The sequence below is a fragment of the Candidatus Zixiibacteriota bacterium genome (assembly GCA_036397555.1).
Lineage (GTDB): Bacteria > Zixibacteria > MSB-5A5 > WJJR01 > WJJR01 > DATKYL01.
Map to the genome: position 1 here is coordinate 807,819 of DASWIS010000008.1, position 12,952 is coordinate 820,770.

Annotated in this window: 11 protein-coding genes; 10 read left to right on the forward strand and 1 reads right to left on the reverse strand. The window is 62.1% G+C overall.

Annotation, left to right across the window (positions count from 1 at the left end; all coding sequences use genetic code 11):
* The first annotated feature begins 1 nt into the window (after nucleotide 1).
* From VGB22_05140 to VGB22_05170, 7 genes are read left to right on the forward strand one after another with little or no spacing between them, the layout of a single operon-like run.
* A complete protein-coding gene (locus tag VGB22_05140; protein ID HEX9750656.1) occupies nucleotides 2-1,858 on the forward strand; it encodes an MXAN_6640 family putative metalloprotease in 1,857 nt (618 codons plus the stop codon).
* Nucleotides 1,858-2,403, forward strand: a complete 546-nt coding sequence (locus VGB22_05145) for a hypothetical protein (protein ID HEX9750657.1) — start codon at nucleotides 1,858-1,860, stop codon at nucleotides 2,401-2,403. Before VGB22_05140 ends, VGB22_05145 begins: the two co-directional genes overlap by 1 nt.
* Entirely contained in the window at nucleotides 2,352-4,355 is a 2,004-nt protein-coding gene (locus VGB22_05150; protein HEX9750658.1) for a hypothetical protein, read from the forward strand. The genes VGB22_05145 and VGB22_05150 overlap by 52 nt, the downstream gene beginning before the upstream one ends.
* Before the next feature lie 12 nt (nucleotides 4,356-4,367).
* Nucleotides 4,368-4,742, forward strand: coding sequence for a chorismate mutase (gene aroH, locus VGB22_05155; protein ID HEX9750659.1), 375 nt, complete (start codon nucleotides 4,368-4,370; stop codon nucleotides 4,740-4,742).
* Between the two features lie 4 nt (nucleotides 4,743-4,746).
* On the forward strand, nucleotides 4,747-5,646 hold the full coding sequence (locus VGB22_05160) for a prephenate dehydrogenase/arogenate dehydrogenase family protein (protein ID HEX9750660.1): 900 nt from the start codon (nucleotides 4,747-4,749) through the stop codon (nucleotides 5,644-5,646).
* Entirely contained in the window at nucleotides 5,633-6,577 is a 945-nt protein-coding gene (locus tag VGB22_05165; protein HEX9750661.1) for an aminotransferase class IV, read from the forward strand. The genes VGB22_05160 and VGB22_05165 overlap by 14 nt, the downstream gene beginning before the upstream one ends.
* Nucleotides 6,577-7,836, forward strand: a complete 1,260-nt coding sequence (locus VGB22_05170; protein HEX9750662.1) for an MFS transporter — start codon at nucleotides 6,577-6,579, stop codon at nucleotides 7,834-7,836. The genes VGB22_05165 and VGB22_05170 overlap by 1 nt, the downstream gene beginning before the upstream one ends.
* A 3-nt stretch (nucleotides 7,837-7,839) precedes the next feature.
* On the opposite strand, the gene VGB22_05175 is transcribed toward VGB22_05170, so the two are convergent.
* Nucleotides 7,840-9,228, reverse strand: a complete 1,389-nt coding sequence (locus tag VGB22_05175) for a sigma-54 dependent transcriptional regulator (protein HEX9750663.1) — start codon at nucleotides 9,226-9,228, stop codon at nucleotides 7,840-7,842.
* A 189-nt stretch (nucleotides 9,229-9,417) separates the two neighbouring features.
* Here VGB22_05175 and VGB22_05180 point away from each other — a divergent pair, with 189 nt between their 5' ends.
* The 3 genes from VGB22_05180 to VGB22_05190 all read left to right on the forward strand — a co-directional run bounded on the left by VGB22_05180 (nucleotide 9,418) and on the right by VGB22_05190 (nucleotide 12,923).
* Nucleotides 9,418-10,848 carry a sigma-54 dependent transcriptional regulator gene (locus VGB22_05180; GenBank protein HEX9750664.1) on the forward strand — a complete coding sequence of 477 codons (1,431 nt, stop codon included), beginning with the start codon at nucleotides 9,418-9,420 and terminating at the stop codon, nucleotides 10,846-10,848.
* A 274-nt stretch (nucleotides 10,849-11,122) separates the two neighbouring features.
* Nucleotides 11,123-12,181, forward strand: a complete 1,059-nt coding sequence (gene pilM, locus VGB22_05185) for a type IV pilus assembly protein PilM (GenBank protein HEX9750665.1) — start codon at nucleotides 11,123-11,125, stop codon at nucleotides 12,179-12,181.
* Nucleotides 12,182-12,185: 4 nt separating this feature from the next.
* Nucleotides 12,186-12,923 (forward strand): PilN domain-containing protein, encoded by a 738-nt coding sequence (locus tag VGB22_05190; GenBank protein HEX9750666.1) that lies wholly within the window; start codon nucleotides 12,186-12,188, stop codon nucleotides 12,921-12,923.
* Nucleotides 12,924-12,952: the final 29 nt, after the last annotated feature.

Genomic DNA, 12,952 nt, shown 5'->3' on the forward strand with positions numbered 1-12,952 from the left:
TATGTTCCTGAAACGCGCAATCATGTTGTGCCTCGTGGCTTCCTGGGCCGCAGACGCCACGGCCGCTGTCGACGCCGCCTACCAACAGTCGCTGATCGAGCGGGTCCGGCAACTCTTTCCATCACCGGCGACGACTCAGCCCGACAGCGACAATTCCGCCACGACAGTCAAGTGCGGCACGCCGCTGATACTGGAAGTCTGGCAGGCCTGGCCGGACCTGAACGAGGACACCCGGCGCATCCTCGGCGCGGCCATTCAACTGGAGCGTCCGGAACTCGACGAAATCTATGACACTCCCGATGGCCTGTTCCGGCTGCACTATTCGCGAACCGGAGCGGACTCTGTCGATATGACCGACGGAGTCGGCGCGGGCAATGTCCCCATTTACGTGCTCAATTGCGCCGATCTGCTGACGGATGTCGTCGATGTGGAGATCGACCAACTCGGTTTCCGGTACCCGGTATCCGATTCGGTCGGAGCGCCGGGGGAGGATCCGCGATTCGATATCTATTTCATCGATTACAACCTCGGGCTCTACGGCCTGACCGTGCCCGATAACATCGTCAAGATGGGCGACGAGGAGTCGTTTTGGGCGACGTCCCACATGCGGATCCACAGCCAATTCCGCGACATCCCGCCGTATCGCAACAACCCCTACGACGCCATGGCCGTGACCCTGGCGCACGAGTTCCACCATTCCTCGCAGTGGACCTACGACGTGGGCGAGGCCGAAGTGCGCGGGGCCAGTTCCTACCCCTGGTTTTTGGAAGCGTCGGCCGTCGCGATGGAGGATTTCGTCTTTGACGATGTCAACGACTACTACGCATATCTCACATCGTTCTACGACAACCCGTGGATGTCTCTGCGCGTCTTTGCCAACAGCCCCACCGCGGAGGGCTTCCATCCCTATGCGAGCGCAGTCTTCTTCATCATGCTGGCGCAACGGTACGATCAGGTGATGCTCCGTGAAATGTGGGAAGAGTGCGGGGATGTCTCCGAATTCAACACGTTCGATGCGATTCGAACCGTCATGGGAACGCGCGGAACAACCTTCGAGGTCGAATGGGCCGAATTCCTGATCTGGAACTACTTCACCGGCGGCCGCAATCGCGCATGGGCCTACCAGGAAGGTCAAAGCTACCCGGAAGTTCCTCAGAACCTGCTGGCGCAATACGACACCTATCCCATGGCCGACACGTCATCACTGATCGGTGCTCCGCGTTCCGTCGATGAACTGGCGGGCCAATACTTCATCTTCAGACCCCCGCCCACCGACACGTCGATCACGTTCCGCACCCTCGTGACGCCGCGCAGCGCTTTCGATGAATGGATGGTCGTGACCGCCGGAATCAACGGGATCTCCAAGCCGATGATCACGTACACGCAGGACATCTCCGCACCGATCGAGATTCCACACTGGGATACCTACGATGAGATCCTCATGGTCGTCTCGCCGTTTAAGGCCGACCCGCAGGAGGACGCACTGACCCGGCGCCTCGACTACATTGTCGCCGTGGCCGACACCTTCGAGACCATCTCGCCACGGTCCGCTGTGTGGAAAGTCATCCCCAATCCGTTCCCCATTGCAACCGGCTCAGCGGAAAAAATTCGCATTTACGTCGACCGCGCCTCAGCGGTCGAAGTCTCCATGGATATTTTCACGATCGATGGACGCCTGGTCCGGGGCGGCGAAAAAGATGGCATGCATGTTCCGGCGAACACGGGCCGCGTTTCGCTCGAGTGGGATGCCACCAACCGGGACAACGAGTTGGTCGCCTCCGGTGTCTATCTCGCCCTGGTGCGCATCGGCGACAAACGCGAAGTGGTCAAGCTCGCGGTTCGCAACGAGTCCGACTGATGCCGCACCTGCAGCGTCTCGCCCGCAGCGGCGGGATTCTGGCCGCCGCTTTGGTCCTGGGGTACCCGCTCATTGCCGTTCCCAATGTCGAGCCCCTCACGCTCGCCTTCTTCGCGGTCGGGTGCGCTGAGGGGCCGCTGTGGGGTCTGTTTGTCGCGCTCGTCGGTGAGAGCGTGTTTGCGGCCTTTCATCCCATGGGTCCCGCCATCGCTCCGGTGTGGCTGGCGCAGGTCATGGGAATGGGGATCGTCGGCGTGCTCGGTGGTTGGTCGCGTCCGCTGTGGCGTGGTGCGTGGCATCGCGGCGCATGGACAGTCCGCGCCGCGTGGGTCGGCGTGCTCGCCACGCTGGTTTTCGATGGGCTGACCAATTTCGCGTTTGCGATCGCGATCGGGCCGTTTGTCCCGGTCATGATCGCCGCCATTCCGTTCGCTGCGGTTCATGCCGGATCAAATGCGTTGCTGTTTGGGTTGTTCTTCCCCATTCTCCAGCGATGGCTCCTGCGGCCGACGAGCGTCGTGGCGCATTCCGTTCCGTCGCCGTGACGGTCCGCGGATGCCGTGCCGTTTGTGCGGCAATTGCGGCCATCGTGGCGCTTCTTGCCTCCCGCGTTTCCGCGCAGTCCCCATCGCTGCTGAATGCCTTCGCCGCCGATTCGACGGCGCAGAAGGACACGGCGCACGCGCCGGTGATCGCAGTCTCACGTTTCTCATTTCAGCCGATATCCGAGGCAGAGACGCCGAGTCGCCGCCGCTTGCGAGCGCGCTTGTCGGGGCCGCCGTGGCTGCTGCCGTCACCAGCGGCAACGGGGGGCGGTGATCTGGCCGACTGGATACAGCTTCTTCCGGGATACGATGTCGACGATGCGCCCGGTGTCGGACAAAGCCGCTTCTATACTCACTGGGGGATCGCGCCGCGTGAAGGGGGCTGGTCGGTCGATGGTGCGCCCCTGCATTGGCAGCGATTGTCGATCCCGCAGCGCGCCCAATTCGATCCTGTCATCGTGCCGTCGTTCATTTTCCATCAGTACAATGTGAGCGACGCCGTTATCCTCGAACGCGACACCCTGTGGGAGCATCCGGCGCGTTCGTCGTATTTCTATCGCCAGGGCGACTTCGCCGACACGTATTCGGAAGGACGCTTTCGCCGTGTCCTGGGCGGCCGCCTGGGAATCGACCTCGATTTCACCTTCTTCGACAGCGAGGGACGCTACCTCTCGGACAATCGCGACACGCGCCATCTGCGCGCACAGTTGGTCGCGCCGTTGTCATCGGCGGTCATGTGGCGCTACCAGTTCACACAATTCCGCGACAAGACACGCATCGTGATGCCGGAATCGCCCAGCCCGCTCTCGCAACTGGCTCCGCGACGCGATGATCTGCTCTGGCAGATGGATGTCGATCTGTACCGCCCGGAGCCGCTCGGATCGGCAGGCGGGTGGAGGGGCGGCCTGCAGATCCAGTCGGGAAAACAGTCATTGCGTGATGCGCTGCACGGTTTTCGCAATGGAAGCAAAGACCAGCGCTGGACGCTGCATGCTCAGACCGAACTCGTCGGGTGGCAGCTCGATGCCGAGACGGGATACGAACGTCTCGACGTCGAAGAGACACTCCACGAGCGTTGGCGCGGACGGATCACCGCCGGGCGTACCGCCACGATCGCCGAACAGTGGTTGGGCGCGGCATCGGTATCCGCCACCGAGTACGACACCGACCCCTTGGGCGTCGAGCTTCAGGCATCAATCGGACCCGCTGCCCAAACTCTATGGTTCATCCCGACCGTCCGGGTCGAGCGTACACGTGTCATGCCGACACTCTATGACCGCCACCGTCCCGCAACAGACTCCCTGACGGCCGTCAGCGGGTTTTCCAGTATCATCGTCTACGGCGAATCCGGGGATCCGTCGCTGGAGCCGCAATGGAACAACATGGTCAGTGCCTATTGGACGCTGGGAGACGCCAAAGGCGGCGGTCGCGCCCTGGTTCTCGAAGGGCGAAGCGCCTACATCGAGAATTACACCGCTTGGCAGGACATCTCATCGACGGACGACTCGATCCGCTACGCTCCGTTGGGTCACGATGCACGCACCCATGGTTTCGGCGCCGCCCTGCGCTCGGGGAGTGCCGCCGGGTTTCGCATGACGCTTCACTACGCCGCGCAATACGCCGAACAAACCAATGGGCAGCGGCTCGCGGGCTATTTCCCGCACAAGGCGAGCGCGATTCTCAACTGGCATCGGGACTCGCTGTCGTGGGATGTCACGACCGATGCCAATGTCGTTGCGGTGTGGTGGTATGGGGACCGTCGCATCGATCCGACACTGTATGAATCGCCGCATGTCTTCCGCATCGATCTGGCGGGATCGGCGACGCTGCACACGTTTACGTTTTATTATACGGTGCAGAACCTGTTTAACTTTCGGTATCGGACGCGCGTGGAGTATCCGATGACCGGGCGCACGATGCGCTTCGGACTCGACTGGCGATTCCTGGACTGACAACGGACAACCATGATGTCTCACATCCACGGCATACGCGGCGCAATCCAGGCGAGTGAAAACTCGGTTGCCGCCATCAAATCGGCGACGCAATCCTTGTTGCGCGCGATGATGGACGACAACGGCCTGACGGTCGACGACATCATTTCGGCGTTCTTCACCATGACCATCGATCTGAATGCCGACTATCCGGCGGCGGCGGCGCGCGCCATGGGATGGACCGCCGTGCCGCTGTTGGACGCACAGGAACTGGAAGTCCCCGGCGGACTCCCGCGCGTGATTCGTGTGCTTCTCCATGTGCGGTCGACCCGAGTTCGGGATCAGATCCAGCACATCTATATCGGCGCCGCTGAAGCCCTGCGTCCCGATCTGCACAATCCAGCGTGATCCGATGCCGACCACACGCCGCCGCACATTCGGGAAACGGCGCGCGTCTGCGCGTTTGCTGCGCGGCCGGACCGTCGGCGTGATCGGCCTCGGTCAGATCGGCGGCTCGATCGTCCGTCGACTCTCGGGGTTCAGAAATCGACTGAATCTCCTGGGGCACGACCGCGACCGACGACTGGCGGCGCGCGCGCGGCGATTCTGCCGTTGGCGCGCGGACATCGACGATTTGATTTCCCAATCGGACGTCATTATTGTCGCGGTGCCGGTGCCGACGAGTATCGCTCTGCTGGCTCTGATCGCCGCGTCGGCGGCGAAACGGATCTCCGGTCGGCTGATCGTCATGGATGTCGGCACCGTCAAGGCGCCTGTCATTCGCGAAGCCCGGAGACACCGGGCTGCATTCGATTTTGTCGGGCTGCACCCGTTTGCCGGGACCGAGAAGTCTGGTTGGAAAAGCGCCCACGAGGACTTGTTCGTCGGCAGAACCATTGCGTTGTGCGGCCCCCCACGATCCGCCGCCACTGCAGTTGCCTCCGAACTGATTGCCCTCCTTGACGGCGTCCGCTGGCGAGTCGATGCTGCAGCCCACGATCGCCTCGTGGCCTTGTCGATCGGCCTGCCGCATGTGCTGGCCTATGCCGCCGCCGGGATGCCGGAAGCCGCACTGCTCTCCGAGGGTCCGCAGGCCGGGTCGTGGCCGTCGCTGACGCGCGTGGCGGCATCGGATGCGGGCATGGTCGCGGGGTTTCTGTCGACCAACGCGACAGTGCAGCGCCGAATGATCAAACAATTCCGAAGGCGGCTCGACCTGATCGACGGGCTGCTGCGATCACACGATGTGAGCATGCTGGAGAAAACACTCAAGGCCTGGGGAAGGAAGACTGCGCACCGTGAGCCACGATGAATCGCCTGTTTCATCCGATTACCTGCCGGTCGTCTACTTCGATGGTTCCTTCGTCGACATCGCCTCGGCCCGCATTCCGGTCACGACCCATGCGCTGCACTATGGTACCGGCGTATTCGAGGGAATTCGTTCGTATGGAGACGGCGACCGCGCCTGGATATTCCGGGCCCGCGACCATTACGAGCGTTTACTGCGAAACGCCGCACTCTTGCAGATGGTGCCCCGGCACACGGTGGATGAGTCAATTGGGCTGACGGTCGAACTCCTCCGTCGCAATGACGCCTGCGCTGACACCTACATTCGTCCGCTGCTCTACAACAACACCGAACACATCGGCGCAGGTCTGAACAGCGACTGCGCGCTGACCATCATGGCCGTCCGGTCCGCCCGTGCGCCGGCGCCGCGCGCCCCTCTGAGAACTGACTTCTCGCGTTGGCGGCGCTTTCCGAGTGCGTCATGTCCCGCCGGCGCGAAAATCACGGGCTTGTACATCAACTCCTCGCTGGCGAGGGGAGACGCCCAGGCGCGCGGCTACGACCAGCCGATTCTGCTGACGACTGCGGGGCAGGTCTCAGAGGGATTTGGCGCCAATCTCTTTGCCGTCTTCGGGCGGCGGATCGTGACTCCGCCTCCGGAGGCCGACATTCTGGCTGGAATTACGCGCCGCACGTTACTGGATCACCTGGCCCGAATGCCCGACTACCGTGTCTCTGAAGAACACATCGATCCCGACGCGCTGACGTCCGCCGACGAGCTGTTTTTTTGTGGCACGGGAATGGAGATTACTCCGATCGGCAGCATCGGTGACGTCCCGATCGGCGATGGCGCCGTCGGTCCCGTTACGACGCGACTGGCGATCTGGTACCGCGCCGTCGTGACGCACGAAGTGGTTCCGGACTCCAGTCTGTACACCGCCGTTCACCGCGATTGATGATGGTGCCCGACACATTGTCCGCATCGGCTCCGCGCCGCGCCGTGGTCTCGTGGTGTCTGTATGATTTCGCCAACTCGGTCTACGCAGCCGTCATTCCCGCCACCGTGTGGTCAGCGTACTACGCCGGTGTGATCGTCGGTTCGGCGGGCGCCGGATCGCAGTGGTGGGGACGGGCCGTGTCACTGTCGATGGTTGCCGTCGCTGTCACATCGCCGTTCGTCGGCGCCGTCTCCGATTGGGCCGGGTGGCGCAAGCGGCTGCTGATCACGTATACGGCCCTCTCGGTCATTGCAACCGGACTGCTGGCGACCGTGCAGCCGGGGATGATCATTTATGGATTCATCCTCAGCGCGATCGCCGGATTCGGATTCGAAGGGGCGATGGTCTTCTATAATGCCTATCTCCCCGACCTGTCGCCCCCGGAACGCCGCGGTCGTCTCTCCGGCGTCGGGTTCGCCGTCGGCTACGCCGGGTCGTTCATTGGACTGTTGGCTGTGCTGCCCCTGGTCAATGCCGAGCACTACGCCGCATCGTTCGCCCTGGTCGCCCTGTTGTTCGGTGTTTTGGCGGTGCCCTCATTCCTGTGGCTGCCGCGTGACCACGTGGGCACGCACAGTGTCTGGCATGCCGGACGGCTCGGATGGAGCGGTGCCTGGGCGACGACCCGGGACGTGCTGCGCCACTGCACGCTGCGGCGATTCCTCGCGTCATATTTTCTGTATGCCGACGGCGTCAACACCGTCATCGTCTTCTCGTCCATCTTTGCCAAAGAAGTGCTCGGTTTCGCGATGACCGATTTGATCCTCGTGTACATCATCGTGCAGGTATCCGCGCTCATCGGCGCGGCGCTTTGGGCCAGGCCCACCGACACTTTGGGGCCGAAGTTTGTTGTGATGACCACCATCATCCAGTGGAGCATTGTCGTCGGATTGATCTATTTCGTCCAATCCAGAACGATGTTTCTCATCGTTGCCGCCATCGCAGGCACCGGACTCGGAGCCATTCAATCCGCCTCGCGGGCCCTGATGGCCTCGATGATCCCCCGCGGACGTGAGGGAGAGTTTTTCGGATTCTACAGCTTGTGCGGCAAGGCGTCAGCCGTACTCGGGCCGCTTGTTTTCGGAGAAGTGGCCGCCGCCACCGACGGAAACCTGCGGTTGGCCGCGCTGTCGATCCTCTTCTTCTTTGTCGCCGGGGGCGTGCTGCTGTCGACGGTTCGCGCCGGTGGTCCGAGTGCCGAGCAGAAGGCGGTGTGACCGCTACACGTCATCGCCGCGTCGGCCGGAACGCGGATCGTCGAACTTGTACTTGCTGATCTTGCGGTACAGCGTCGAGTTATCGATGCCGAGGATCTGCGCCGCCTTCGATTTCTGCCAGTCTGTTTGATTCAGAATCCAATAGATGTAGGCCTTCTCGATTGACTCCAATGTCGGCACCGCTCCATCGGACGGTCCGTCCGTCGCTTCGGCCGATGTCGCCTGTCCCAGCTTGTCGGGAAAGTCGCTGATATCGAGCTCGTCTTTGCGCGTCAGGACAACCGCCCGCTCGATCACGTTTTGCAGCTCGCGCACGTTGCCCGGCCACGAGTAACTGTGCAGGCGTGCCGCCGCCGCAGGAGTCAATGTCTTGAGTGCGCATCCCGCGCGCTCGCAGCTTTGACGGACAAAATAATCGCTGAGCAGTTCAATATCGTCGCGGCGCTCTCGCAGCGGCGGCAAATAGATTTGGATGACATTCAGACGGTAGTACAAATCGGGACGGAATCGCTTGGCCCCGACAGCGCCTTCCAAATCAGCGTTCGTGGCGGCGATCAGGCGCACGTCAACCGGCTCGGCACTCGTCGAACCGATCGACGTGACCTGCTTGTCCTCCAACACGCGCAGCAGCTTGACCTGGATCGCGCCGGGAGTCTCGGCAATCTCGTCGAGAAACAGTGTGCCGCCGTTGGCGGCGCGAAAGAGCCCTTCATGATCCCGGATCGCTCCGGTAAACGATCCCTTCACATGCCCGAAGAGCTCGCTTTCCAGCAATGTCTCCGGCAGAGCGCCGCAGTTGACGGCCAGAAACGGTTGATCACGTCGCGACGAGTACTGGTGGATGGCGCGCGCCAGCAGATCCTTTCCGGTGCCGCTCTCGCCACGGATCAGGATCGTCGCATCCGAACGTGCCGCCTGCGCCGCCGTGCGCTTGAGCTGATCGATGCGCGCGTCGGCGCCGAGAATCCGGTCGAATGCGCCGGCGACCCCGAGCTTCTCCTTCAGGACGCGGTTTTCCTTCTTGAGCGCCTTGGTCTCCAGCGCCTTGGCGACCGCGTGTTTGAGCTCGTCGACCTTGAACGGCTTGATGATATACTCATCCGCGCCCTTCTTGATCGCCTCGATCGCCGTGTCCACCGACGCGAACGCCGTCATGACGATGAAGGGCACCTCATTATTGAGGCGGCGTGCTTCATCGAGGATTTCGATCCCCGACATTCCCGGCATCTTCAAATCCGCGATCACCAGATCGTAGCCGGTGCTTTTGAGGCGCGTCAGCGCGCGGTCCCCATCGGGCTCAGCGTCGACGGCATACCCTTCCCGCGTGAGCATGATGCTCATCATCTCCCGCAGCGACTGCTCGTCGTCGACAACCAGAATCCGATGCTGCATAGCGCGTTGTCCGGACTGCCCCATCAAGGGGAGTATCGGCCGACGGCGGCGATCCGTTGACCGACTCGGTGCCGCGTCTAAATGTCGGGAACGGGTTTCAACCCGCGGACGGTTTCGCCGATAACTACTGTGTCGGGCTCCGGGCGGTCGTCGACCGGCTGTCTCGTATCCCGTCACCGCAGGGACACTGTGACAACACGCCGAATCACCGTCTTGCTGGTCGATGACGACCCCGAGATCGCTCAGGCGGTCGCCAACTTCCTGTCGCCGGAACGCTTCCGTGTCGAAGTGGTCGGCGACGGTGCGCTGGTGCTGTCCACGGTCCGCCATGTGCAGCCCGATGTGATCTTGTTGGATGTCCACCTGCCGTCGATCAGCGGGCTGGACCTGCTCAAAGAGATCAAAGCGACCGCGGCATCGATTCCGGTGATCATCGTCTCCGGGCACGTCTCCACCGACAACGCGATTGAAGCGATGAAACAAGGTGCATTCGAGTACGTCACCAAGCCGTTCCGTTTGGCGACATTGGAGCAAACGATCATCCGCGCCTGCGGACGCGCCGCCGGTCCCTTCCCGCGCGACGACGAAGACGTTGTGCCCGCCGACGGCCAGATCATCGGCAAGTCGCCGGAAATCGTCGCGGTTGCGAAGATGATCGGACAGGTCGCCGATGCCGACGCACCGGTGCTGCTCATGGGCGAATCGGGAACGGGCAAGGAATTGGTCGCCCGGGCCATCCATCGGAATTCGCGCCGCGCCGGAGCGACCTTTTGCTCCGTCAGTTGCGCTGCCTCCAACGAAGACTTCCTCGAAGCGGAACTCTTTGGCGGGATCGGCGGCTCGGAACGCGGACGGCCGGGACGGGCGGGAAAACTCGAGGAGGCAACCGGCGGAACCGTCTTTCTCGACGAAATCGCCGACTTGTCGCTGCTGGTGCAGAGCCGTCTGTTCCGCGTCCTCGATGACAACCTCATCGAGCACCCCGGTACACACGAAACCATCCACACCAATGTCCGGATCATCGCCGCGACGTCGCAGAGTCTGGTCGACCTGATGAAAGAGGGGCGCTTCCGCGTCGACCTCTTTTATAAGCTGAAAGTTGTCTCGCTGTTTTTGCCGCCGCTGCGCGAGCGCAAAGCCGACATCCGTTTACTGAGCGACTATTTCATCCGCAAGTACTCGCGCCTGGCGCATCGTCCGCCCAAGCCGCTCGCGTCCAGGGCGTACGATCAACTGCTGCGGTACCATTGGCCCGGCAATGTCCGGGAACTGGAAAACGCCATTCATACCGCCGTCGTGCTCGCGCGCGAGGCCGAACTCATTCCCGAAGACTTCCCGATGCTCGCGGACGTGCGGCAGGCGGTGCCGCCCGATTTGGACAAGATGCACGGCGACTATTGCGACTTGTTCCGCCGCACCCTCCGACCCGCATTCGAGCAGATGGTCGGAAATTCCGAAGGGCGGATTTACACGGAACTGACCGCCGCGCTCGACGAGGCATTGGTCGAAGCGGCCCTGGAGGCGACACAAAACAACCAGGTCCGGGCCGCGCAGTTGTTGGGAATCTCACGCAACACGCTGCGCGAACGGATGCGCCGCTTTTCGATGGTCGCCAGTTGAGCCGCAGCCAGGGAGGCAGGGAGCAGCGAAGACAACGCAGACGGCGCAGACGGGGCCCCATCTCGCAATCGGTATGGGACAATTCCCATCCCGTGTTCAACATGAGAAAAAACCCCTAAAACAGTCGCGTGCGTCGGCCGATGTGAGATTTAGGCGATCGCTTGATGTGCCGGTGGTCTCGGGGTGAGCGCACCGCATACACGGCGATTCCGATTGCATACGCAGAAGTGACGCCGACTCCGGGTGACGGAGTCCTTCCCAGACGGGGGAGATCATGCAGATACCATTTTTTAAGAAACGTTCCCGCTCCGTGGCCGCGCTCGACATCGGCGCCAGTTCGTTGAAGTACGTGCGGCTCGACCGCCAGTCGGAAGGGTATGCCCTGTCGGCCGCAGGGATTCGGGAGTTGCCGACCGAAGCGATCGTCTCTCACGAGATCAAGGACCGCGACGCCATCATCTTCAACATTCAGAGTCTGATCGACCAGTGCGATCCCGGCACGACGGATGTTGTGGTCAGCGTCTCCGGCCACGGCGTCATCACCGACAAGTTTGAAGTTGAGCACAAATCGGGCGTCGAAGCCGAACAGGCGATTCTCTTCGAGGCCGAGCAGCGCAGCCCGTTCGACGTCGATGATGTCTCCATGGATTACCACGTTTTGCGCGAGGACGCCGACCGCGGCAAGATGGAGGTGCTGCTGGTGGCGGCGCGCCGTGAGTTTTTGCAGGAGTACTTGAACCTCATCGAAGACGCCGGCTTAAAGACATCGCTCGTCGATACCGATGCCTTCGCGGTGCTCAACGCTTACGACATCAACTACGACATCGACCCCGAACGCGTCACGGCGTTGATCAACATCGGGTTCGACACGACGAACGTCATCTTTCTAAAGGACGGGCGCTACCACTCGACACGCGACGTATCGGCGGGTGGACGCATCCTTTATGAAGTCATTCAGCGCGAATTTCGTCTCAACCAGGAGTTGGCGCTCAAAGTGATCAAGGGCGAAATGACCGAGACCGTCGATCAGGACATGCTGCGCGCCACCATTCAGTCGGCGTCCGATGACCTGCTCACCGGGCTGGAAGTCGCGTTCTCCTACTTCCGCACGCTGGCCAAGACCGACGCGGTCGACTGGATCGTGTTGTCGGGCGGCGGGTCGATGGTGCCGTTTCTGCCCGAGTGTATCCAATCGAAGATGAACGTGCCGATCGAAATCGCCAATCCGTTGCGCAACGTCGAGTACGATCCCGAGCTGTTCGGCGGGGTCGATCCGGAACGCGTGGCGCCGCTGTTGGCGGTGGGAATCGGACTGGCGGCACGGGAGGCATAACGCGATGACGATGATTCAGATCAACCTGCTTCCCCGTGAGATGCGCCGGACCTCCGGCGGCGTGGGGCTGTCCAAGAGCTCGCTGGTGGGCGTCGCGGCGCTGGCCGGTGTGATGGCGGTACTGGCGGGATTGACCTTCATGCAATCGGCGCGCCACAACGCCGTTCAGGGCGAAATTGCCCGCGCGCAAATCAAGGTCGATGAACTGCGCGACGACATCGCCCTCGTCGATCGCTTGGAAGAGGTCAAAACGAAAATCCTGCGGCGCATGAACGCCATCGAGACGCTGGACAACCACCGGGGCTATTGGGTGCGCAACGTCGAGGACATTCTGGCGGTCATCCCCAGCTATCTGTGGCTCTCCGGGTTCCACCGCGAAGACCCCCGGAAAGCCGTGAAGGGCCAGGCCATCGATTCGACCCTGTTGTCGGAGAACCGCTATCTGCTCGACGGCTTCTGTTTTACGATCAGCAGTCTGGCCAATATGATTTTGAACATGCAGGACTCGCCGCGGTTCGAAAACGTTCAGTTGCGGCGCGCACAGATCAAGGATCTGAAGAAGCGCCACGTCTATGAATTCCAGGTCGCCTGCGAACTGATCCCGTTGGACGAGGCGACCGGCGGCATCGAAGACGTACCCGCGACATCCGTGACCGTCGGCAGTCGTCCGACCCAACGCGGCGCGGCGATGGCTGCGACACCCGATTGGTACGACGCACCGGCCGAGGAGGCACGGCCATAACCATCATCAATCGACTCTGACCTCTTGGA